The following is a 23,788-nucleotide window of genomic DNA, read 5'->3' as shown; positions in this document are numbered from 1 at the left end:
CTAGATTCTCACTCGATGAAGATCGCCGCCCTGGTGTCTCACTTGCATCCCTGAGGTCTCACTGACGTACCTGGTTCCTCACTCGATGACCGGCCCCGCCGCCACTTCTCACTGAAGTACCTGATTTCTCACTCGATGCGCGCAGCCACCCCGCCAGCCCACAGCCGCGCAGCCGAAAGCCCGCCAGCCCGAAGCCCCCGCGACCTACCGGTCGTCCATCTCGTCCAGGGTGAGTCGGTCCTTGAGGTTCTGCTCCCGGTAGGCGAGCTGGCCGACGCGCTGCGCGACCACCGGCGCGGTGATCAGGGTGAACATCCCGGTCAGGATCAGCATGCCGACATCGGAATTGCCCAGCAGCTGAATCGCCGCGCCGGCCAGCACCAGCAACAGGCCCAGGGTCTGGGGTTTGGTCGCCGAGTGCATCCTCGACAGGGTGTCGCGGAAGCGCACGATGCCGATCGCCGCGGTCAGCCCCAGCGCCGATCCGCTCAGGATCAGCACCGAGCTGATGATGTCGGTGACGCTCATGGGCGTCCTCCGTCGCGGTCCAGCGGGTCGACGGTGTCGGGCACTCGGAAGCGGGCGATGCTGACCGAGCCGACGAAGCTGATCAGGGCCAGCGCGGCGAGGCTGTAGGTGACGGTGGTGTCGTGGCTGTACGCCGCCCACACCCCGATCGACCCCATGGTCACCGCGATCAGGGTGTCTAGGGCGACCAGGCGGTCCAGGGTGCTCGGCCCGGCAAGCAGCCGGTACATGGTCAACACCGCGGCAAGCGTCATCATCACCGCGGCGATGGCGAAAACGGTGCTCATGCGCTCGCTCCTCCTCGGGGCTGGTGCCCCGCCGCGCATCGTCGGCTCGCGGTGCTCACTGAGCCTCCACTTCCGACGACGACGACGACGGCGGCGACGAGGACGAGGACGGCGACGGGTTCAGCGGCGGGAAGGCTCCGTTCACCCGTCGCTCCACCGCGGCGATCTGCCGGTAGAAATGCCCGACGGCGCGCTGCGTGCCGACATTGATCACATGCACGTAGACGATGCGCCGAACCTGGTCGATCTCCAGCACGATGGTGCCCGGAGTCAGGTTCACGATGTTGACCGCCAGCGCCAGCATCAGATCGGACTTGATGTTCAAGTGCGCCCGCAGCACCGCGTTCAACGGCGCCTTGCCGGGCTTCACCGCCAGCCAGGCCATCTGCGTTGACGACCAGATCAGGCTCCAGGTCACGTAGCCGATCAGCGCCAGCACTCCGAGCGGGCGCACCCGGCTTTCCACCGGCACCGGCGGCAACGGCAGCAGGTAGCTGATCAGCAGCGCCACCACCAGGCCACTGAGCAGGTTGGCCCAGGACACCGAACCCCACAGCAGCACCCAGACCGCGACCAGCCAGGCGATCATCCCGACCCGCAGTCCGCGGCGGCGCATATCCTCCCGGATCACGGTGGGCCTCCCAGCACGGCGCTGATGTATTCGCCGCGGTCCATGATCTCGTCCGCGGCGCGTTCGGCGTAGCCGAAGATCGGCCCGGCGAACACCGTCAGCGCCAGGCCGACGGCGATCAGCGCCATGGTCGGCACCACCATGCCCGCCGGCATCCGGCCGACGTCGTCGCGGTCGGCGAACTCCACGTCGTCGGAGTTGAACAGCAGCGCCGACGGGGTGGCCATGGCCATCTCGCCGTCTGGCGCGTCCACCCGGGCCCGCCAGAACGCCTTGGTCCAGACCCGCGTCACCACCCACAGCGTCAGCAGGCTGGTGATGACGCTGCCGGCCACCAGCGCCCAGGCCAGCACCGAGCCGTCCTGGGTGCCGGCTTCCAGCAGCGCGACCTTGCCGATGAAACCGGAGAACGGCGGGATGCCGCCGAGGTTCAGGGCGGGCACCACGAACACGAACGCCAGCAGCGGGCTGGCCGCGGCCAACCCACCGAGGCGGCGCAGCGTCGACGCCCCGGCCTGGCGTTCGATCAGGCCCACCACCAGGAACAACGTGGTCTGCACGATGATGTGGTGCGCGACGTAGTAGATCGCGCCGGCCATCCCCAGCCGGGAGGACAGCGCGATGCCGAACACCATGTAGCCGATGTGGCTGATCAGGGTGAACGACAGTAGACGCTTGATGTCGGTCTGCACCACCGCGCCCAGGATCCCGATGATCATGGTCAGCAGCGCCGCCACCAGCAGCACTTTGTCCATCGAACCGTTCGGGAACAGCAGCGAGTGCGCGCGGATGATGGCGTACACGCCGACCTTGGTCAGCAGGCCGGCGAACACCGCAGTGACCGGCGCCGGGGCGGTGGGGTAGGAGTCCGGCAGCCAGGCCGACAGCGGGAACACCGCCGCCTTGATGCCGAACGCCACCAGCAGCACCGCGAACAGCGCCATCCGGGTGCCGTCGGCGACGCCGCCCAGGCGAACCGCCAGTTCGGCCATGTTCAGCGTGCCGGTCGCCGCGTACACCAGCGCGATGCCGAACAGGAAGATCAGCGACGACACCATCGACACCATCACGTAGGAGATGCCGGCCCGCACCCGGTCCGCGCTGCCGCCGATGGTCAGCAGCACGAAACTCGCGGTCAGCAGCACCTCGAACCCGACGAACAGGTTGAACAGGTCGCCGGCCAGGAACGCATTGCAGACACCCGCCGACAGCACCAGGTAGGTGGGCAGGAAGATCGACACGGGTTGCTTGTCGTCGCCGTCGCGCAGACCCTGGCCGATGGCGTAGACCACCACCAGCAACAGCACGATGGTGGAGACCACCAGCATCAGGGCCGCCAGCCGGTCGACCACCAGGCTGATGCCCAGCGGGCCGTAGCCGGTCTCGGACTGGCCCCAGCCGCCGACTTGCAGCACCAGCGTCCCGTGCTGGTCGGTCAGGTACAGCAGCACTCCGCAGACCGCGGTCACCGCGGTCAGCGCGACCAGGGTGATCAGCCGCTGGTAGCGCGGCCGGCGGCTGCCGATCAGGGTCAGCGCCGCCCCGAGCAGTGGGATCAGCACCGGCAGCGGGATCAGCAGCTGCGCCAACTGCGGGCCGGTCATCGGGATCCCTCCCGTCCGGGCAGCGCGTCGAGCTCGTCGGGCTCGTCGGTGTCGGGGTGGGTGACCGGCTCCAGGCCCTCGTCGTCGGACTCGCGGATCTGGCCCTCCTCGGCGGACCGGGCGACCCTGGTGTCCTCGGTGTCGTCCTCGACGGCGTCGGCGGTGGTCAGTCGGTAGGCGCGGTAGGTCAGGGCCAGCACGAACGCCGCCACGCCCATGGTGATGACGATCGCGGTGAGGATCATCGCCTGGGCCAGCGGGTCGGCGACGGTGTCCTCGCCGGCGCTGCCACGGCCGTAGATCGGCGGGCTGCCGGCTTTGCCGCCCGCGGTCAGGATCAGCAGGTTGAACCCGTTGCCGAGTAGCAGCAAGCCCAGCAGGATGCGGGTCAGGTTGCGTTCCAGCAGCAGGTACACCCCGCACGAGACGAGTACGGCGATCAGCACCAGCGACACGATGTAGACGGTCATCCGGTCACCGCCGAGTGCCGCCGGGTTCCGGATTCGCCGATCTCCACGTCAATGCGCGCGCCGAGGCTGCGCAGCACGTCGAGCACCAGGCCGACGACGATCAGGTACACGCCGAGGTCGAAGAACAACGCGGTCACCATCTTCAGGTGGCCCAGCACCGGCAGGTCGATCTCGATCAGCGCCGACGACAGCGCCGGCGCGCCGACCAGCACCGAGGCGACCGCGGTGCCCGCGGCCAGACTCAACCCGACGCCGAGGATCTTCCCGGCGTCCAGCGGCAGGGTCTCGCCGAGCTCGTAGCGGCCGCCGGCCAGGTAACGCAGCACCAGAGCCAGACCCGCGGTCAGACCGCCGGCGAACCCGCCGCCGGGGGTGTTGTGGCCGGTGAAGAAGAAGTACACGCTCAGCACCATGATCAGCGGGAAGATGAACCGGGTCGCGACCTCCAGCACCAGCGAGCGGTACCGCGGATCGCGGTACTCGCTGCCGCGCAGCCAGGTGATGTCGCCGACGGCGGGGCTGTAGGGCACCGGGACCTGGACCACCCGGACCCGGTCGGTGTCCACCTCCGGGTCGGGAACCCGCGGCGGCAGGCCGAAGCGGTGGTGCCGGAACACCAGCGAGGCCACCCCGGTGGCGGCCACCAGCAGCACCGAGATCTCCCCGAGGGTGTCCCAGGCCCGGATGTCGACCAGGATGACGTTGACCGTGTTGGAGCCGTGGCCGCGCAGGTAGGCGGCGTCGGGCAGCAGTTCGGCGATGCTGTGCCCGGTCCGGGCGGCCAGCGCGAACGCGGCGAGACCGGCGACAGTCACCCCGACCCCGGCGGCCAGCACGGCGCGCGGCAGCCGGAATCGTTGGCTGCGGACGTCGGTTTCGGCCGGCAGCGCCCGCAGCACCAGCACGAAGAACACCAGCGTCAGCGTCTCCACCAGGAACTGGGTCAGCGCCAGGTCGGGGGCGCCCTGCAGCACGAAGATGACGCCGCAGCCATAACCGGTCAGGCCGACCAGCAGCACCGCGGCCAGCCGGTTGCGCATCACCACCGCGCCCAGCGCGCCGGCGATCATCAACACGCCGACCACCAGCTGCAGCCGCACGTCCCACAGCGCCAGCTCGGGCCGGTCCCTGCCGCCCAGGAACAGCACCGTGCCGGGCAGCAGCACCAGGGTCAGCAGAATCACCGACTGGGTGATCGGCAGCGAACCACGCTGGGTAGTGCCGGTGAGCCGCAGCGCGACACGTTCGATCCCGCGCAGGGTGGCGTCGTAAATCTTGTCGGCGTTGCCCAGCGGCGGGGGGCCGAGGTGGAAATCGTGCAGCCGGGCCCGGGCCGCGAACGCCAGCGTGCCGACCGTCAGCACCAGCGCCGACAGCGCCAGCGGCAGGCCGAAGCCGTGCCACAGCGCGAGGTGGTAGTCGGTGCGGCCGGGCAGGCTGGCCGGGAAGTCGCCGATCAGGCGCTCCAACAGCTGCGGCGCGAGGCCGAACACCAGCCCGGCGGCGGCCAGCACCGCCGGGGCGGCCAGGAACGCCGGAGTCGGGCGGTACAGCTCGGCGACGCGCGCCGACGGCTCGCGCAGCCGCTTGCGGGCGAACGCGCCCCACAGGAAGCGCAGGCTGTAGGCGGTGGTGAACATCGAACCGATCACCAGCAGGCCCAGCACCCAGGGGCCCCAGGCCCCAAGCGAATGGTCGTGCAGCAGCGTCTCGAACGCCGCTTCCTTGGCGATGAAGCCGAGGAACGGCGGGAACGCGGCCATGCTGGCGGTGCCGGCCGCGGCGATCGCGAACAGCGCCGGGGCGCGCGCGCCCAGCCAGGCGAGTTTGCGGATGTCGCGGGTGCCGGTGGAGTGATCGATCACCCCGACCACCATGAACAGCGTCGCCTTGAACATGGCGTGCGCGCACAGCATGGCCAGCCCGGCCAGCATCAGGTCCCCGCCGCCGATGCCGACCAGCACCGCGATCAGGCCGAGCTGGCTGACGGTGCCGAACGCGAGGATCAGCTTCAGGTCGAATTCCCGCAGCGCGCGCCAGCCCGCCAGCAGCACGGTCAGCACGCCGAGGCTGACGATCATCGGCCGCCACGGCGCGGCGTCGGCGAAGCCGGGCGCCATCCGGGCGATCAGGTACACACCGGCCTTGACCATCGCGGCGGCGTGCAGATAAGCGCTGACCGGGGTGGGGGCGGCCATCGCGCCGGGCAGCCAGAAGTGCCACGGCACGATCGCCGATTTGCTCAGCGCGCCGATCAGCACCAGCACCAGCGCGGCGTTGATCGCGGTTCCGGTCGGCGGGTTGACGACCAGATCGGAGAGCAGGTAGCTGCCGCCGAGCTCACCGATCACGATGATGCCGACCAGCATCGCCAGCCCGCCGAAGGTGGTGACCAGCAGCGCCTGGGTGGCGGCGCGACGGCTGGTGGCGCGTTCGGCGTAGTGCCCGACCAGCAGGAAGGACAGCACCGACGTCAGTTCCCAGAACACGTAGAGCAGCAGCAGATTGTCGCTGCAGACCAGGCCGAACATGGTGCCGGAGAAGGCCACCAGCTCGGCGGCGAAGCTGGGCAGCCGCTTCTCAATGTGCTCGTCGTGGTGGTGGAAGTAGTCCGAGCAGTAGAACAGCACCAGCGCGCCGATCGCCAGCACCAGCACGCTCATCAGCGCGGCCAGCGAGTCGAACCGCAGCTCGATGTCCATCGACAGCTCGGGCACCCACGGGATGCTGACGGTCTGCGTGTCGTGGCCCGCCGGCCAGTTGGCGCCCACCCAGATCAGCGACAGCAGCGGGACCAGCGCCAGCGGATAAAACGCCCGCCGCCCCCACCGGTTCACCAGCAACGGCGCCACGGCTGCGGCGACCGCGTGGGCGAACAGGACGGCGAGCATGGCACTCCTACGTCTCGGCGCTGGGCCGATATCGGGGTGTCAGCCGGAAAGGCTCTGGCTAGGGCTGATCCAACCTTACTGGGTCGGAGTCAGCGGCTCGTCGCGAAGTCCCGCAGCGCGGCCACCTGGATCGGATCGAGCGAGGGCCGGACGTTTTGCCGCGCGACCGCGACGTCGTCGGCGGTGACGTCGGCGGCGTCGATGGACCGGCGCATCGCCGTGAGCGCCGCCTCGCGCAGCAGGGCCACGCAATCGGCGGCGCTGTAGCCATCCAGGTCCGCGGCCAGCTGATCGAGGTCGACGGAGTCGGCCAGCGGCACCGATTTGGCGGCGGAGCGCAGGATGTCGCGGCGCGCTTCGGCGTCCGGCGGCTCGACGAACACCAGCTTCTCCAGCCGGCCGGGCCGCAGCAGCGCCGGATCGATCAGGTCGGGGCGGTTGGTCGCGCCGAGCACGACCACGTCGCGCAGCGGGTCGATGCCGTCCAGTTCGGTGAGCAGCGCCGCCACCACCCGGTCGGTGACCCCGGAATCGGTGCTCTGCCCGCGCCGCGGCGCCAGCGCGTCGATCTCGTCGAGGAACACCAACGACGGCGCGGAGTCCCGGGCACGGCGGAACAGGTCGCGCACCGCCCGCTCGGACGCGCCGACCCACTTGTCCATCAGTTCCGCGCCCTTGACGGCGTGCACGGACAGCCGGCCGGAGCTGGCCAGCGCCCGCACCACGAACGTCTTGCCGCAGCCGGGCGGGCCGTAGAGCAGCACCCCGCGCGGCGGGTCGACGCCGAGCCGGGCGAAGGTGTCCGGGTGCTGCAGCGGCCACAGCACCGCCTCGGTCAGCGCCTGTTTGGTGGCGACCATGTCGCCGACGTCGTCGAGGGTCACCGCGCCGACGGCGACTTCCTCGGTGGCCGACCGGGACAGCGGCCGGATCACCGTCAGGGCGCCGGTGAGGTCCTGCTGAGACAGCCGCGGTGGCGCGCCGTCGGCGCTGGCCCGGGCCGCGGCGCGCAGCGCGGCCTCCCGGATCAGCGCGGCCAGGTCGGCGGCGACGAAGCCCGGCGTCTTATCCGCGATCGCGGACAGGTCCAGGTCGTCGGCCGGCACGTCGCGCAGCAGCACCTCCAGCAGCTGGCGGCGCACCCCGGCATCCGGCAGGCTCAGGCCCAGGTCGCGGTCGCACAGATCGGGGGCGCGCAGCCGCGGGTCCAGCCCGTCGGGCAGCGCGGAGGTCGCCACGAACGCCGCGCCCGGGGTGGCGATCAGTTCCCGCAGCTCGGCCAGGATCAGGTTCGACACCGGTTCGCTCGGGCGTTCCCCGGGCGCGGGCAGCAGTGCGTCGACGTCGGCGATCAGCAGCACCCCGCCGCCTGCGCGGACCGCTCGGGCGGCGTCGCGGACCGCGGCCAGCCGCGCCTCGGCGGCCTGCGCGCCGACCTCCGGACCGTCGAGTTCGATCAGGCGCCGGCCCTCGCAGACGGTCCGGACCATGGTCGTCTTGCCGACCCCGGCGGGGCCGGTGACCAGCACCCCGAGATTGGCGGCGGCGCCCAGCGCGGTCAGCAGTTCGGGCTGGTCCAGGGCGAGTTTGAGCCATTCGGTGAGTTTGGCGGCGGGGATGTGGCAGCCCTTGAGGTCGTCGAAGGACACCCGCTTGCCCTCCGGCCGGGACGGTGGCGTCCCGGTCAGCGCGCCGGTGTCGGCGGCGTGCGTGCCGTTGCCCCAGTTCACCGCGGAGTTCGGCTGCACACTGACCGGCCCGGTCGGGTCGACGGCTGTCACGGTCAGCAGCTCGGAGGTCCAGGTGATGCCGACCGAGGCGGCCAGCGCGGAACTGGCCGCCGAGGTGGAGGTGCCGGGCCCGAGGTCGCGCGGAAGCAGCGACACCGTGTCGCCGACGGTCATCACCTTGCCGAGCAGCGCTTGGCGCAGGGTGGCCGGCGGCACCGAGCCGCTGGCCAGCGCGGATCCGGTGACGGTGACCGAACGCGCGCCGTAGACGGTCACCGGCGCGACGATGACGGCGGCGTCCTCACGCAGCCCGGCGTTGGACAGCGTGATGTCGTCGAGCAGCGCGACGCCGACCGGGATGCCGGGCCCGGTCAGCCCGACGACGGCGGCGGTGGTGCGCGATCCGGTCAACGCGACGGCGTCCCACTCGCGCAGGCCCAGGGCCGCGATCGCCTCGGGGTGCAGCCGGATGACACCGCGACGGGAATCCAGCGCGGCGGTGTTCAATCGGGCGGTCAGCGTCAGGCGCGGGGCGCTGGGGTGGGTCACACCGGTCCTTCAGGTCACTGGTGGCCGCCGGGCTTGCGCAGCCCGAGCCGGGCCGAGGAGCCGCGCAGCAGCCGGCGGTTGGGGTGTTCGGCGCGGCGGATGGCGCGGCGCGCCTCGCGTTGTTCTTTGGGCTTGTCGTCCCACACCTCGGGGTGCGTGGACAGCCACTTCTTGTGCCGCACCGCGAACGGGATGTGCAGGACGTAGGCCCCGATGATCAGCAGAATGACCAGGTAGCCGTACTGGATCGCGGCGGCGATGAAGATCGCCAGCACGGCCAGCAGCGGCACCGCCGCCTGCCGGGGCACGGCGAAGGTGTGGATCTTGCGCATCGGGATGGTGCTGACGACCAGCAGCGCCACACCGAGCATCCAGCCGGCGATCACCCACTGCGCAGTCGGGGTGGACCACCACGGGCCGGGGAACTGCAGCTTCGCCGCGATCGGGCCGATCGCGCCGATCGCCCCCGCGGGGGCGGGCATCCCGGTGAAGAACTGGTCCTCGTAGGCGGGTCCGTCGCCGTGCAGCTTCGCGTTGTAGCGGGCCAGTCGCAGCACGATGCACACCGCGTACAGCAACACCACCACCCAGCCGACCTGCGCCAGCGGGGTGCCGTTGAAGATCGCCAGGTAGACGATGAACGCGGGCGCCACGCCGAAATTCACCGCGTCGGCCAGCGAGTCGATCTCCTCGCCCATCTTCGAGGCGGCGTTCAGCATCCGGGCGGCCCGCCCGTCGAGCGCGTCCAGGATCGCCGCGACGGCCAAAAACGCCATCGCCACGGTGTAGCGACTGTTCGGGTCGGGGTGGTCGATCGCGTCGACGCACAGCTTGACCGCCGACAACCCGAAGCAGATCGCGGCGACCGTCATCGCCGACGGCAGGATCCGCAGCGACGCCTGCGACTTCAGGTTCGGTTTCATGAGGGCAGCTCGGCCAACACGGTTTCGGCGCCGACGGCCCGCTGGCCGATCGCGACGGCCAGTTGCGAACCGGCCGGCAGGTAGGTGTCGAGCCGGGAGCCGAACCGGATCAGGCCGTAGGTGTCGCCGATGCCGACGGTGTCGCCGGGGCGGACGTCGCAGACGATCCGGCGGGCGATCAGCCCGGCGATCTGGGTGGCGATCACCTCGGTCCCGTCGGGCGTGCGGATCACGATGCTGTTGCGTTCGTTCGCGTCGCTGGCCTCCGGCAGGTCCGCGGACAGGAACTGGCCGCGCTTGTGGGCGGTGGTGAGGATCTCGCCGCCGATCGGCGCGCGTTGCACATGCGCGTCGAGCACCGACAGGAAGATCGACACGCGCAGCCGTGGCTCGTCGGACAGGCCCAGCTCCGGCGGCGGGGACGCCATCTCGATCAGGCAGATCTCGCCGTCGGCCGGCGCCACCACCACGCCGGGGCGGGTCGGCGGCACCCGCTTGGGGGCCCGGAAGAACGCCGCGTTGGCCGCCGCCGCGGCCAGCCCGGCCGTCCACAGCCAGCGCCGCCGATACCCGAGGGCGGCCACGCCCAGCGCGCCGCCGACGAAGGGCACTCCGGCGGGGTGCATGGGAGGGATCTGGGACCGGATCAGGTCAATGAGATGACTTGCTTCGGACGTACGAGGGCGTCTGGCCACCGGGCCAGTGTAGATAAGGCCCCGGGTGAGGTGGCGTGCAATGGGGCGCTGCGGCGCGGGTCAGTCGCCGGGGGCGGTGGCGCTGCGCCGGACCGGTCGCATCCGGCCGGTGCGGTGCAATCGTTTGGACAACCATTCGCCGAGCGTCACGCCGGAGGCCAGCGCGGTGGCGATGGCGGTCGCGGTGAGCACCGAGTTGAACCCGATGCCGTCGGCGTCCTCGATGATTCCGTAGACGCCGTGCAGCAGCGCAAGCCCGGGCATCAGCGGGATGATGCCGGCGATCGACACCACCAGCGGCGGCGCCAGTTGACGGCGTTCCATCAGGTGGCCGACCAGGCCGATCGGCACCGCGGCGGCGAACGACGAGAACACCGCGCCGATGCCCAAACCCTGCGCGGCCAGGAACGCGCCCACACCCGCGCCGCCGCCGATCGCGGCGGCGGTCAGCGCGGATCGTTCGGCGTAGCAGGCCAGCGCGAACGCGGCGGCGGTCGCGGCGCCGAAGGCGACCCGGATCAGGATCTCCGACAGCGCGGGCGGGGCCTGGGAGCCGATGGTGAACTCCGGTCCGCCCAGGCGTGCCGAGACGTGCAGCGACAGCGCCACCCCGGCGATGGTCGCCACCGTCAGCATCACCAGTTCGAAGAACCGCCCGGCGGCGGTGACGGGCGCGCCGCTGATCAGGTCGCCGATGGAGCTGACCAGGGACAAACCGGCCAGGATCACCACCAGGCCGGCGGCGATGGTGACCTGCGGCTGGAACTGCAGGGTCCACGACCCGAGGCGGATCTCGCGGTCGGGCATCAGCCAGAAGAACGCCAGCGCGGGTGCGGTCGCGATGACCCCGCCGACCGCGTACTGGAAGAAGAACGGCAACCCGAGCTTGTTCAGCCGCCGGTTGGTGCGGTCGATCACCATCGTCGACAATGCCGCGACCACGCAGGCCAGCGGTCCGCCACCGAGGGTTCCGGCGGTCGCGAACGCCAGCGCGCCCCAGGCCAGGGTGGCGATCCAGCGCCGGTACGGGTGCGGCGCGCTCATGATGGTGTCGAGTTCGGCGCGGGCCTCGGCCGGGGAGATCGGCGGCCCGCTGCTCGGCGGGATCGGCTGTTCTCCGGTGGTCCGCGTCCGGTCCTGCCCGTCGTCCGCGGGTTCCTCGCGGACCTCCCAGCCGGAGGCCGGGGTGCAGATCCGGTTCACCAGCCGGTCGATGGTGGCCAACCGGCTGAAGTCCGTCGACCGGGTCGGCACGATGTGCATGGAGCTGCCGGGCGGCAGTTTCGGCCCGCGGTAGACGCTGATGTGGATGGCGGTGTTGATCACGTCCACCGAGCAGTCCGGGAACCCGTAGGCGTTGACGATCCGCCGGATCTGCCCGGCGGTGTCGATGGTCGCCGTGCCGGAGGCCATCAGCAGGGCGCCGACCGTGCCGGCCAGGTCGAGGACCTCGCCGAGTCGCTCGTCGTAGTAGTCGCTCGGGGTGCGGTCCTCGACCCTGATGACCGGCAGCGCGTCGGTCGGGGCCTCGGTGTCCCGCACGATCCGGCTGATCCGCCGCCGCTGCCGGTTGCTCCACGCGTGCACCGGAAGTTCGCGGTTCACCGTGCTCTCTGCATCGGTCGGCCCCCAACGACAGTGGTGAGTCTGACCTGAACCACGGTACAGATCCGCCCGAGGGCTCGGGCCTTAGAGGATGACGACGGAGCGTAGGACGGGTTCGCCGCCGCCGTGCATCCGGTGGAAGGCGTCTTCGACCTGATCCAATCCGATGCGTTCGGTGACGAATTTGTCGAGAGGGAGGCGGCCTTGGAGGTAGAGGCTGGTCAGGGTGGGGAAGTCGCGTTCGGGGAGGCAGTCGCCGTACCAGGAGGATTTCAGGGCGCCGCCGCGGGAGAAGAAGTCGATCAGCGGCATCTGGAGGGTCATGTCGGGGGTGGGGACGCCGACGAGGACGACGGTTCCGGCCAGGTCGCGGGCGTAGAAGGCTTGTTTCCAGGTGGCGGGGATGCCGACGGCGTCGATGACGACGTCGGTCCCGTATCCGTCGGTGAGGTCCTGGATGGTGTCCACCACGTCGAGTTCGTGGGCGTTGATGGTGTGGGTGGCCCCGAACTCCCGGGCCAGGGCGAGTTTCTTGTTGTCGGTGTCGACGGCGATGATGGTGCGCGCCCCGACCAGCGCCGCGCCGGCGATGGCGGCATCGCCGACGCCGCCGCAGCCGATGACGGCGACGGTGTCATCGCGGCCGAGGTTGGCGGTGTTGACCGCCGCGCCGAGTCCGGCCATCACTCCGCACCCCAGCAGTCCGACGACGGCGGGGTCGGCGGCGGGATCGACTTTGGTGCATTGGCCTTCAGATGGCCAGGCAGAGACGGTAGGCGTCGAAGATCGCGGCGTGGATATTGCGGCTGGCCACCGCGTCGCCGATCCGGTACAGCACGTACCGGCCGTCCGGGTTGTGCACCGCGGACTGCGGCCGCCGGGCCAGCAGGTCGCCGACGAGGATCTCGCCGTGATTCCGTGACCCGGCGCGCAGTGACTCGTACAGCTCGGTGTCCGGCGCGGTGCCGTGCTCGATGACGACGGTGTCGACGATCCGGGTGGTGCTGACGTGGGAGTCCTCTACCTGCAGCGTCACCGCCAGCGCGCCGTCACGCCGCTCGATGCCCATCAACTGGTGCAGCACCGTCATCCGGACGTCGTTCTCGGCGAGCATGGCGAAGTATCCGGCGGCCGGCGAGGACCCGACGTCGGGGGCGACGGTGCGGCCCAGGGTGACGTACTCGATCTGGCTGGCGCATCGGGTCAGCGTCTCGATGGCGTCCAGGCTCTGGTGACCGCCGTGGTCGTCGTAGACCAGCACCCGGCCCTTGGGCTTCACCGCGCCGCACAGGATGTCCCAGGTGTCGATGGCCAGTTCCACCCCGGTGGCGTCGATCGCGATGTCCGGCATGCCGCCGTTGGCCAGCACGATGACGTCGTAGCCGAGGCGCTCCAGTTCGCCGGGCTCGACGAAGTGGTTCAGCCGGATGTCCACGCCCAGGCGTTTGCACTCGTCCAGGCGCCAGTCGACGATGCCGATCAGGTCCCGGCGGCGGTGCGACAGCGCGGCCAGCGCGACCTGCCCGCCGACGCTGTCGTTGGCCTCGTACAGGGTGACCCGGTGGCCGCGCTCGGCCAGCACCCGGGCGGCCTCCAGACCGGCCGGGCCGGCGCCGACGACCGCGCAGTGCTTCGCCGCCGCGCCCGGGCTGACCAACTGCGGCAGCTCCTGCTCCCGACCGGTGGCCGGATTGTGGATGCACAGCGTGGAGCCGTTGGTGTAGATGCTGTCCATGCACAGGCTGGCGCCGACGCACGGCCGGATCTGGTCGGCGCGCCCGGTGCGGACCTTGTTGGGCAGTTCCGGGTCGGCCATCAGGGCGCGGACCATGCCGACCATGTCCAGCAGGCCCTCGGTGATGGCGTACCGGGCGGTGGCCACGTCGGCGATACGCCCCGCGTGCATCACCGGGACGTCGACGTTCTTCTTGACCCAGCCGGCGAACTGCAGGTGCGGGCTGGCCGGGGTCGCCATCGGTGGGATGAACTTGGTGAGCTGCGCGTCGGTGTCGAGGAAGCCGCGGTGCGCGCAGATGAAGTCGATTCCGGCGGCGGTGACCTCGTGGGCGATCCGCAGGCCGTCCTCGGGGTGGACGCCGAGCACACGCTGCTCGTCGAAGCACATCCGGACCCCGACGATGAAGTCCGGGCCGACGGCGGCGCGCACCGCCCGGATCACCTCCAGCGGGAACCGGAGCCGATTCTCGAAGCTACCGCCGTACTCGTCGGTGCGGAAGTTGCGGGCCGGGGAGATGAACTCCTCCAGCAGGTGCCCGCTGTACAGCGAGATCTCGACGCCGTCGAGCCCGCCGGCCTGACAGCGCTGCGCGGTCTCGGCGAAATCCCGGGTGATCCGCGCGATGTCGGTGGCCTCCGCGGTGCGGGTGAAGGCGCGGTGCGCGGTCTCTCGGGTGCCGCTGGCCGACAACGCCGGGATCCAGTCCCCGAAGTCGTTGTAGGTGCGGTGACCCATGTGGGTCAACTGGGTCATCAGCGCCGCGCCGGCCTCGTGCACGTCGTCGGCGATGGCCTGCAGGTACGGCACCGCCTCGTCGCGGAACAACTGCAGATTGCCGAACGGCGGGTTCGAGTCCGGGCTGACGAGCGCGCTGCCGCCCATCATGGTCAGCGCGACGCCGCCGCGGGCCTTCTCCCGGTGGTAGGCCCGGTAGCGCTCCTTGGGCAGCCCGTCCTCGCTGTAGGCGGGTTCGTGGGAGGTGCTGACGATGCGGTTGCGCAGCGTGAGGTTCTTCAACCGGAACGGCGAGAACAGTGGATCGTTCATGGGCAATGGCAACCTTCGGCGTTGTCGCTGTGCGGGTTGATCATGAATTTCCGGTTCGCACGCCGGCGACGTCATCGCGGATTTCGGCCGTGACGAACGAAAAGTACCTACGGTCAGGCGATGACGCTTCCGGCGATCTCACTCGATCCGGCCGAGCGGGACGCGCTGAGCCGGTTGATGACCTCGCGGCGCACCCCGCGCGACGAGATCACCCGGGCCCGGATCGTGCTGGCCTGCGCGGAGGACTCCGTGGCCGAGGCGGCCCGGCGCTGCGGCGTCAGTTTCCACACCGCGGCCAAGTGGAAGCGGCGCTACCAGCAGGACGGGGTCGCCGCGCTGCGCGACCTGCCGCGCACCGGCCGGCCCGCCGTCGACGACAACGTCGTGACGCAGACCCTGACCGCGGCGCTGCGTGAGCCGCCTCCCGGCGGCTGGACCACCCGGTCGATCGCCGAGGTCACCGGGATCAGTCAGTCCACCGTGTGCCGGATTCGCCGCGAGCATTTCCCGCCGGTCCGCTCCGACCAGTCACCGCGCACTGCTGAGCAGCGGGTTCTGCTGGCTTACGTTTACGCCGACGCGCAGCGCTGCGCGCTGGCGTTCCATAGCCCGCCGACCGCGCCGACCGCCCGCGCCCGCAGCCGGTCCACCGCCCGGGAGATCGCCGGGGCGCTGGAGACCGTGCTGTGCGCCCCGCTCGTCGCTCCCGCCGGGGACGCCGCGGCGACCGCGATGGATGTGCTGCGCAGGGCGGTCCGGGGGACGCCGCCGAATCGTTCGGTGACCGTCGTGATGGACGTCGAGGTGGATTCCGACATGGCGAACTGGTTGCGCCGCAACCCGCGCGTCATGGTGCGGACCGTTCCTCGACAGCGCTGGCTGGGCCAGTTGCACGCGCTGTCCGGCGGGCTCGACGGCAGACAGATCCCCGAGCTCGCCGAGTTGGGGAATCGGGTGCGGAAGTGGGCGGCGGCGCCGGTGGGCGCGTTCGAATGGAGCCGCTTCGACGGGAGTTCTGACTCGCGTTCGGCGCCCGGTCCGGTGCTGAGCCGCGGGCCCGCAGAACGCCGGGTGTCGGACTCGACCCTGGTGATGCGCGGCCTGTACCAGGCCATCCTGGACGGCGCCCTTCATGCCGGCCGGCAGATCCGGGAACGCTCGATCGGCCAGCTCACCCAGCTGTCCACCGGTGTGGTGACGGACGCGCTGCGTCAGCTCGCCGAGGACGGCCTGGTGCACAGCGACGAGTTCGGCAGGTACTTCGTCCCCGCCCCGCAGCAGCGCGATGTGCTGGAGACCTACACCGCGCGCGCGTTGCTCGGCAGCGCGCTGGTGCGACGGTTGGCGTCGGCGCCGAAACCGCCGCCGGCGGGGGCACAGGAGCTACTCGCCCAGCTGGTCGCCTACGCCGGGCAGCAGGATTACAGCCTCTGCGGGTCGCTGGACCTGGACTTCCAGGATGAGCTCGCGCATGCGGCCGACATGCCGCGGATCGAGGCTATGTTCGTGCGGTTGACCTTGCAGCTGCGGCTGTTCGTCACCCTGCTCGGACTGAATTACCAGTATCCGCCGGACGAGATCGTCGCCGATGACACGGCGATCCTGGAGGCCATTCTGGGCCGGGATCCCGACGGCGCGGTCGCGGCCTGGCGGGCCAAGATCGACAACTGCGTCCGCTACATGGTCGAGTACCTGCAGACGAGGTCCAGCTGAGCCGGTGTTGTCGCCGGTGACGGTGAACGCGCAGGACAGCGCGGCGACGTGCGCACCCTCGCGAGGGAAAGCTGACCTGGATGCACCCTCGCGGCGAATGACCCCACCATTCCTTCGCGAACGGCCAACTGTTGCACGTTTCCCTTCGCGAGTGGCCAACGACTGCACGTTTTCCTTCGCGAGTGGCCATCTACTGCGCGAGTGGCCAACGATGCACACAGATGCCCAGGACAGCACGGCCCGAGGCGGACGCCATGGAGCCCTCGTGCGCTAATTGGCCACTCGCTGAGGTTCTCGTGCCGGAATTGGCCACTCGCAAGGGTTCTCGTGCGCTACTTGGCCGCTCACGGAGCTCGCGTGCTGAAAGTGGCCACTCGCAAGGGTTTTCGTGCGCTACCTGGCCGCTGGCGAACACGCACGTACGACGACGGTCACTCCTGGCGGCTGCGAACGCACACATCCGTTCCTGACGGCGAACCCGCCTAGTCAGCGCCGCCGCGACCGACAGATCGGCGGTCTCAGCGGGCGACCTCCAAGCGAGGAACCAGGGCGACTGGCTCCGGGCCCACTCCCGTCGTTCGGCCGACCTTTTCCTCGCGCGCTCGTTCCTCGCTTGCTCGTCGAGTCGGCCGGGCGCGCTCGTTCCTCGCTTACTCGTCGAATCAGCCCGCGACGCGGATCATCTTCTTGTTGACGAACTCGTCGATGCCGAACCGGCCCAGCTCGCGGCCGAAACCGGAGCGCTTGATGCCGCCGAACGGCAACTCGACGCCCTCGGCGCCGACCGCGTTGACGAACACCATGCCCGCGTCGATCTGATTTGCGACGCGCTCCGCCTGCTCGGCGTCGGTGGTGAACACGTAGGAGCCCAGGCCGAACGGGGTGTCGTTGGCGATCTCCACGGCCTCTTCCTCGGAGCCGGCCTTGAAGACGATGGCCACCGGCCCGAACAGCTCCTGGTGGTAGACGTCGTTGTCGACGGTCACGCCGGTGAGCACACCCGGCGGGAAGAACGCGCCGTTGCGCTCGCCAGCCGCGGTCAAGGTCGCGCCCTGCTCGACGGCCTGCACGACCTGCTGCTCCAGGGTGGCGGCGGCCCGCTCGGACGACAGCGGGGCGATCCCGTCGGCGGCGGCCAGCATCTTGTCGGTGAACTTGGCCAGGAAGTCGTCGTAGATGCCCTCGGCGACGATGAACCGCTTGGCGGCGTTGCAGGCCTGGCCGGTGTTCTCCATCCGGCCGGCCACCGCGGCTTCCACCGTGGCGTCCAGGTCATCGGTGGACAGCACGATGAACGGATCGGCGCCGCCGAGCTCCAGCACGCACTTCTTCAGGTTGCGCCCGGCGATCTCGCCGACCGCGGCGCCCGCGCGCTCCGAGCCGGTCAGCGACACCGCCGCCACCCGCGGGTCGGCGATGATGTCGGCGATCTGGTCGTTGGTGGCGCGGATGTCGACGTAGGCGCCCTGCGGGAACCCTGCCTCATTGAAGATCAGCTGCAGCAGCTCCGCGGACTCCGGGCACTGCGGGGCGTGCTTGAGCAGGATGGTGTTGCCCACCGCCAGGTTCGGGCCGGCGAACCGCGCCACCTGGTAGTACGGGTAGTTCCACGGCATGATGCCCAGCAGCACCCCCAGCGGGCCGCGCTTGATCACCGCGGAGCCGCCGCCGTCGAGCAGGTCGATCTGCTCGTCGGCGAGGAAGGCCTCGGCGTTGTCGGCGTAGTAGCGGTAGATCGCGGCGCTGAAGTCCACTTCGCCGAGTGACTGGTCCAGCGGCTTGCCCATCTCCCGGACGATGACGTTCGCCAGTTGCTCGCGGCGCTCCTCGTGCAGGTCGGCGACCCGGCCCAGCAGCGCGGCGCGCTCGGCGACGGTGCTGGTCCGCGACCAGCTGCGGCCGGTCTTGGCGGCCGCCTCGATCGCCGCGGCGATCTCCGCGTCGCTCGCGGTGGGGTAGTCGGCGACGACCTCGCCGGTCGCTGGGTTGGTGACGGCGTACTCGCTCATGGTTCTCCTGTGTCGTTTGCGTGTGGACCGGCCACTCCTCGGATCACCCTAGGCCGAAACCCGGGTGAACTTCCGGGCTTTCGGCGGCCCCGCACGCCCTGGCTGGCGCTCAGTACCGCCCGGACAACGATCCCCACTGCCCGGACAGCCCGGCGCCCCGGCGGGACTGCGGCACACCCCACGGATTGTCGTCCCGCAGTGCCGGCGGCAGCACCGACTGCGGCGCGTTCTGGTAGGCCACCGGGCGCAGGAACCGGCCGATGGCCGCGGTGCCCACCGAGGTGGAGTCGACGGTGGCGGCGGGGTAGGGGCCGCCGTGCTGCATGGCGGCGGTCACCGACACCCCGGTGGGCCAGCCGTTGAAGATCACCCGGCCGGCGATCCCGGCCAGCGCGGCGGTCAGGTTCGCCAACTCGGCGGACTCCTCGCCGGCGGCGGTGTGCACGGTGGCGGTCAGGTTGCCGGGGAACAGTCGCTGGGCCAGCTCCGGCAGCGCGTCGGCGTCGTCGTATTCGACGATCACCGACAGCGGGCCGAACGCCTCTTCCAGCAGATCCTCCCCGCCGGAGGCCAGCGCGGCGACCGTCGTCACCACGAAAGTCGGTGTGGCCCAGCCATATCCGTCGTCATCGGTGCGCACTGAGCCGGGCACCACCGCGTCGACTCCGTCGGCGCCCAGCAGCGTCTCGCGACGCTCCTGGTAGCCGCGGGTGATCGGCACGGTCAGCGAGCGGTGTTCTGCGATGTCCTCGGCGGCGGAGACGATCGGTCCGACCAGCGCCTGCGCCGACGGCACGAACAGGAATCCGGGCTTGGTGCAGAGCTGGCCGGCCGACCCGCTGACGCTGGTGACGTAGCCGGCGGCGATCCCGGCCGCGTTCTCGGCGAGCGCGGCCTCGGTCACGAAAACCGGGTTGACACTGCCCAATTCGCCGTAGAACGGGATCGGGGTGGGGCGCGCGGCGGCGATATCGGCCAGCATCCGGCCGGCGTGGGTGGACCCGGTGAACGCCCCGGCGCGCACCCGCTCGTCGTTCAGCGCGGCGATGCCGTTGTCCCGGCCCTCGATCAGCGCGAACGTGCCCGACGGCATGCCGGCCTCGGTCAGGGCGTCGACGACGATCGCCGCGGTGGCCCGGCTCAACGCCGGATGACCCTGATGGGACTTGACGATCACCGGGTTGCCGGCCGCCAGCGCGGCCGCGGTGTCCCCGCCGGCCACGGAGAACGCGAACGGGAAGTTCGACGCGGCGAACACCAGCACCGGGCCGACCGGCGCGTTGACCCGGCGCAGATCCGGGCGCGGCCCGATGACGTAGTCGGCGTCGGCCTCATCGATGCGGGCGTCGAGGTAGCCGCCCTCGGCGATCACCTCGGCGAACAGCCGCAGCTGCCAGGTGGTGCGGCGCACCTCGCCGCGCAGCCGCGGCTCGCCCAGCCCGGTCTCGGTCATCGCGGTCGCGATCAGCTCGTCGGCGGCCGCGTCGATCCGGTCGGCGACCGCGACCAGGGCGCGGGCCCGCTCGCGGGGGTCGACGGCCGCGAACTCGGTGGCCGCGGCGGCGGCGCGGGACAGCACCTCGTCCAGGGCGACGGTGGTTGCGGTGTCGGTCATGAGCACTCCGTTTGATTCAGAAGGTGAACCCGGTGGGGAACGGGTCGTAGGGGTCGAGCATGTACTGGGCGGTCCCGGTGACCCAGGCCCGTCCGGTCACGGTCGGCAGCACCGCGTCGTAGCCGCCGACCGTCGTGGTTCCGAGCAGCCGCCCGACGAAGCGCGAGCCGATGAAGGATTCATTGACGAAATCCTGCCCCAGCGGCAGTTCGCCGCGGGTGTACAACTCGGCCATCCGTGCGCAGGTCCCGGTCCCACACGGCGAACGGTCGTACCAGCCGGGATGGATCGCCATCGCGTGCCGAGACAGCGTGGCGTCCGAGCCCGGCGCGATGAACTCCACGTGGTGCATGTGGCCCAGTCCGTCGATGGTGGGGTGCTTGGGCGGCGCGGTGGTGTTGATCGCGTCCATGATGGACAGCCCCGCCGACAGGATGTCGCCGGCCCGGGCCCGGTCGAACGGCAGCCCCACATCGTCCAGGTTGACCATCGCGTAGAAATTGCCGCCGAACGCGATCGAGTACGGCACCGCGCCAAGGCCGGGCACGGCGATGGTCTCGTCGAGCCGCTCGGTGAAACTGGCCACGTTCTCCAGCGTCACCGAAACCGCCCGTCCGCCTTGCACTTCCACGTCGGCGATCACCAGACCGGCCGGGGTGTCCAGCCGGATCACGGTGCGCGGCTCGGTCACCGGGACCATTCCGGTCTCCACCAGCACCGTCGCCACGCCGATGGTGCCGTGCCCGCACATCGGCAGGCAGCCGCTGGCCTCGATATAGACCACGCCATAGTCGCAGTCCTCCCGGATGGGCGGCTGCAGGATCGCCCCGGACATCGACGCGTGCCCGCGCGGCTCGTTCATCAGCAGCTGTCGAATGTGGTCGAGGTGGGCGATGAAATGCAGTCGCCGCTCATTCATGGTGGCGCCCGGGATCACGCCGACGCCGCCGGTGATCACCCGGGTCGGCATGCCCTCGGTGTGTGAGTCGACGGCGTGCAGAATCAGCGACGAGCGCATCAGCGCTTGCCGAGTGCGGCCAGCGCGCGTTCGGTGTCGGCGACGACCTGCGCGTGCTGCTCGGCGGTCAGCGGGGTGCGCGGCGGCCGGGTGGGCCCGCCGTAGGAGTTTCCGCAGACGTCCATGGACAGCTTGATGGCCTGCACGAACTCGGTCCGCGAATCCCAGCGGAACACCGCCACCAGCTGCTCGTAGAGCGTGCGGGCCTCCTGCCACTTACCGGTGGCGCACAGCTCGTAAAGCTCGACGGCTTCCTTCGGGAAGGCGTTGGGGTAACCGGCGAACCAGCCCACCGCGCCGTCGATCATCATCTCGAAGAGCACGTCGTCGGCGCCGGCGATGACGTCGATGTCGCAGCGCTCCTTGATCTCGAAGACGCGGCGCACGTCGCCGGAGAATTCCTTGATCGCGACGACCTCGGGGATCTCGGCGATCCGGGCCACCACGTCGGGGGTGATGTCGACGAAGCCCTCGCCGCGGCCGGTCAGCTTCTCGCGCATGGTGCTCAGCCGGGCCCGTCGCGCCAGCGATTCGTACAGCAGCATCTCCATGGTGGCCGGGTGCCGATGGAAGTCGGCGAACACTCGCGCTGGCTCCGGCAACCCCGGGTCGCCGAAGATCGGCCGTGCGTCCACCAGCAGCGAGGCCATGATCGCGCCCTGGTTCTCCCGCGGATGCGACAGCCAGCTTTTGGCGGCGGTCCGCCACTGCTCGTCGGTCCGGGAGAAGCCCTGGTGCATGGGGAACGCGCGATGCGGGTCGACGCTGATGCCGCACCGGGTCAGCACCTCGCCGACTGTGCCGAACACCTCCCGGTAGCGCGGGATGTCGTCGGCGTACTCGTCCTCGAACGTGACGGCGGCGTCCAGATCCGAGGACGGCACCGCCTCCCGGCGGCCGTTGCTGCCCAGCGACAGCCAGGTGAACGCGTCGGTGGTGAGGTCCGGGTGTTCCTCGAAGACCAGCGCGATGGCGCGACGCACGATGGAGTCCACGATCGCGGAGTTGACCGCGATCACCCGGTCGGCGGCCAGTCCGCGCTCCAGGAGCTCGGCGAGCAGGGACGGCACCCGCTGCGCCCGGGTGACGAGGTCCTCGATGGTGCGTGCGTGCCGGATCTGCTCGTGGATGCCGACACCGGCGGTGGTGGAGGCGAACACGAAATCGCCTTCATCGACGGCGCCCGCCAAACTGCCGTCGACGTTGGTCACCAGCAGGATCGGCACGTCGCAGTCGAGCATGGTGATCAGCGCGTCGGCCGAGGAGGCGCCCAGTGACACCGTCGCGGCCGGATGGGCCATCATCGCGGCGGCCGGGGAGTCGACCGGCATCCCGTCCACCAGCACCCGGCGGCGCAGCAGTTCGTCGGTGACCAGCCCGTAGCCGTCGTCGGTCTCGACGGCGGCGTACGGCAGGTCCCGATCGGTCATCTGCCTGGCCACCTCGGTGACCGGCTGGTCGGCCCCGACCACCAGCGGCTTCTGCTCGACCAGATCGGCGACCACGGTGTACATCGGCGTGCTGGCGACCAGCTTGCGGGCGTGGGTGATGTGTTCGGCCAGGAATCGGGCGCCGCTGCGCGACGCGAACGCCGGCATCACCAAATCCAAGGGCAGGATCGCGATCCGCGTCGTCTCCGCGGGCGCCTCGTTGATCCGGTCCGGGTCCACCCACAGATCCACCTCGCCGGAGACGATGACGTAGACGTCTTCGGGCGTCGTGTCGAACGCGTCGATGACCAGTTCGCCGGGCGAGAAATCCTTGACCGCAGCGGCGGCGACAGCCGTCGCGAGGTCCTCGGGACCCAGTGAGTCGAACGGGCGGCACGCCGCGAGCAAGGACGCGAGGTCGTCGCTGACAGTCACGGGGAGTCCTCTTCGGTTCGGACGGGCCTGGGCACGCGAGGTGGGTCTGTGGCAGTGAGGTTGTTCCAGCCGGGGCGGTTCGACGGCACGGACCTCGAACGCGCGCCAACTGCGCTGCGCGTGGACCTGATGGCCGGGGTCGACGCCGATGAATCTGCCGCCGGCCAATTCGGTGATCTCGTGGTGGGCGGCGTCGTCGTAGCTGGTCGCCGGGTCCGGCGACGGGCCGTGGCTGCCGGTGTGTCCGTGCACCTGGCTGAACGGCAGTTGGCGGTCGTTCCAGCCGGGGATCAACTCGGTCGTGCGGTCCGCCCAGATGGGTCCGACCAGCGGGTTGGGCGGCCCGCCGCCGAGCATCTTGCCGCCGCCGTAGAGCACCTGGCAGCCGTCCCGGGCCAGGACGTTGATCCGCCGGGCCGCCTCGACGGCCGAGCGCGGTCCGTGCAGCCGCTCGCGCCAGAACTGCTCGGTGACCCCAGCGTGGGTGATCAGGAACTCCTCGTCGGCGGCCCGGACCGCGACGGCGGTGTGGATCTGGCCCTCGCGCCACCACTTGCGCAGCGTGCGCCGGGCCGCGAACCCGACGTGATCGACCCAGTGGAACACCGGTTCGTGCAGGTAGTACGCCTCGTGGTTGCCGATCAACTGAATCCACTGGTCGGGTTGCTTGCGCAGGTAGCGGTTCACCAGCCGCACGACGCCGTCGGAGTCGGGGCCGCGGTGGATCAGGTCGCCCACCTGGACGACCACCAGATCGTCGGGCAAACGACCGGTCGGGCCGGCCCCGAGGCGGCGCAGCTCGCGGACCAGCTCCGTGCGGTGGCCTCCGACGTCACCGATCACCGCGACACGCAACGACATGGTCGTCGC

Annotated in this window: 16 protein-coding genes and 1 pseudogene; 1 reads left to right on the top strand and 16 read right to left on the bottom strand. The window is 70.6% G+C overall.

The window, feature by feature from the left end:
- Window positions 1-204: 204 nt before the first annotated feature.
- From mnhG to L2Z93_RS17270, 12 genes and pseudogenes are all read right to left on the bottom strand, one after another.
- Window positions 205-528 (bottom strand): monovalent cation/H(+) antiporter subunit G, encoded by a 324-nt coding sequence (mnhG, locus tag L2Z93_RS17325; protein WP_090588671.1) that lies wholly within the window; start codon window positions 526-528, stop codon window positions 205-207.
- Complete coding sequence (locus L2Z93_RS17320) at window positions 525-815, bottom strand: monovalent cation/H+ antiporter complex subunit F (protein WP_090588670.1); 291 nt, start codon at window positions 813-815, stop codon at window positions 525-527. The genes mnhG and L2Z93_RS17320 overlap by 4 nt, the downstream gene beginning before the upstream one ends.
- Before the next feature lie 55 nt (window positions 816-870).
- Window positions 871-1,431, bottom strand: coding sequence for a Na+/H+ antiporter subunit E (locus L2Z93_RS17315; protein ID WP_090588909.1), 561 nt, complete (start codon window positions 1,429-1,431; stop codon window positions 871-873).
- Window positions 1,432-1,442: 11 nt separating this feature from the next.
- Window positions 1,443-3,050 (bottom strand): Na+/H+ antiporter subunit D, encoded by a 1,608-nt coding sequence (locus tag L2Z93_RS17310; protein ID WP_090588669.1) that lies wholly within the window; start codon window positions 3,048-3,050, stop codon window positions 1,443-1,445.
- Window positions 3,047-3,520, bottom strand: coding sequence for a Na(+)/H(+) antiporter subunit C (locus L2Z93_RS17305; protein WP_090588668.1), 474 nt, complete (start codon window positions 3,518-3,520; stop codon window positions 3,047-3,049). The genes L2Z93_RS17310 and L2Z93_RS17305 overlap by 4 nt, the downstream gene beginning before the upstream one ends.
- Window positions 3,517-6,411 carry a Na+/H+ antiporter subunit A gene (locus L2Z93_RS17300; RefSeq protein WP_090588667.1) on the bottom strand — a complete coding sequence of 965 codons (2,895 nt, stop codon included), beginning with the start codon at window positions 6,409-6,411 and terminating at the stop codon, window positions 3,517-3,519. Before L2Z93_RS17300 ends, L2Z93_RS17305 begins: the two co-directional genes overlap by 4 nt.
- Before the next feature lie 89 nt (window positions 6,412-6,500).
- Window positions 6,501-8,690: an AAA family ATPase gene (locus L2Z93_RS17295; RefSeq protein ID WP_090588666.1), complete on the bottom strand. Its 2,190-nt coding sequence runs from the start codon at window positions 8,688-8,690 to the stop codon at window positions 6,501-6,503.
- A gap of 14 nt (window positions 8,691-8,704) precedes the next feature.
- The gene (locus tag L2Z93_RS17290) at window positions 8,705-9,613 is read right to left on the bottom strand and encodes a CDP-alcohol phosphatidyltransferase family protein (protein WP_090588665.1); all 909 of its coding nucleotides are present in this window, start codon (window positions 9,611-9,613) and stop codon (window positions 8,705-8,707) included.
- A complete protein-coding gene (locus L2Z93_RS17285) occupies window positions 9,610-10,308 on the bottom strand; it encodes a phosphatidylserine decarboxylase (RefSeq protein WP_090588664.1) in 699 nt (232 codons plus the stop codon). Before L2Z93_RS17285 ends, L2Z93_RS17290 begins: the two co-directional genes overlap by 4 nt.
- Before the next feature lie 60 nt (window positions 10,309-10,368).
- Window positions 10,369-11,913, bottom strand: coding sequence for a threonine/serine exporter family protein (locus L2Z93_RS17280; RefSeq protein WP_234786099.1), 1,545 nt, complete (start codon window positions 11,911-11,913; stop codon window positions 10,369-10,371).
- Between the two features lie 84 nt (window positions 11,914-11,997).
- Window positions 11,998-12,666: pseudogene (locus L2Z93_RS17275) on the bottom strand (zinc-binding dehydrogenase); the annotation flags it as partial.
- The gene (locus L2Z93_RS17270) at window positions 12,665-14,698 is read right to left on the bottom strand and encodes an NADH:flavin oxidoreductase (RefSeq protein WP_193438849.1); all 2,034 of its coding nucleotides are present in this window, start codon (window positions 14,696-14,698) and stop codon (window positions 12,665-12,667) included. The pseudogene L2Z93_RS17275 and the gene L2Z93_RS17270, both read right to left, overlap by 2 nt.
- Before the next feature lie 120 nt (window positions 14,699-14,818).
- Between L2Z93_RS17270 and L2Z93_RS17265 the strand changes: the two genes are divergently transcribed.
- Window positions 14,819-16,411: a helix-turn-helix domain-containing protein gene (locus L2Z93_RS17265; RefSeq protein ID WP_090588662.1), complete on the top strand. Its 1,593-nt coding sequence runs from the start codon at window positions 14,819-14,821 to the stop codon at window positions 16,409-16,411.
- Between the two features lie 662 nt (window positions 16,412-17,073).
- On the opposite strand, the gene L2Z93_RS17260 is transcribed toward L2Z93_RS17265, so the two are convergent.
- The 4 genes from L2Z93_RS17260 to L2Z93_RS17245 all read right to left on the bottom strand — a co-directional run bounded on the left by L2Z93_RS17260 (window position 17,074) and on the right by L2Z93_RS17245 (window position 23,779).
- Window positions 17,074-18,420, bottom strand: a complete 1,347-nt coding sequence (locus L2Z93_RS17260; RefSeq protein ID WP_090588661.1) for an NAD-dependent succinate-semialdehyde dehydrogenase — start codon at window positions 18,418-18,420, stop codon at window positions 17,074-17,076.
- Window positions 18,421-18,529: 109 nt separating this feature from the next.
- Complete coding sequence (locus L2Z93_RS17255; protein ID WP_090588660.1) at window positions 18,530-20,035, bottom strand: aldehyde dehydrogenase (NADP(+)); 1,506 nt, start codon at window positions 20,033-20,035, stop codon at window positions 18,530-18,532.
- A gap of 16 nt (window positions 20,036-20,051) precedes the next feature.
- The gene (locus L2Z93_RS17250) at window positions 20,052-21,053 is read right to left on the bottom strand and encodes a proline racemase family protein (RefSeq protein WP_090588659.1); all 1,002 of its coding nucleotides are present in this window, start codon (window positions 21,051-21,053) and stop codon (window positions 20,052-20,054) included.
- Entirely contained in the window at window positions 21,053-23,779 is a 2,727-nt protein-coding gene (locus L2Z93_RS17245; protein WP_202971867.1) for a dihydrodipicolinate synthase family protein, read from the bottom strand. The genes L2Z93_RS17250 and L2Z93_RS17245 overlap by 1 nt, the downstream gene beginning before the upstream one ends.
- Window positions 23,780-23,788: the final 9 nt, after the last annotated feature.

Origin of the sequence: Mycolicibacterium brumae (assembly GCF_025215495.1) — a bacterium.
Lineage (GTDB): Bacteria > Actinomycetota > Actinomycetes > Mycobacteriales > Mycobacteriaceae > Mycobacterium > Mycobacterium brumae.
The sequence above is the reverse complement of the archived record's forward strand: the minus strand, read 5'-3'. Positions and strand labels throughout refer to the sequence as shown.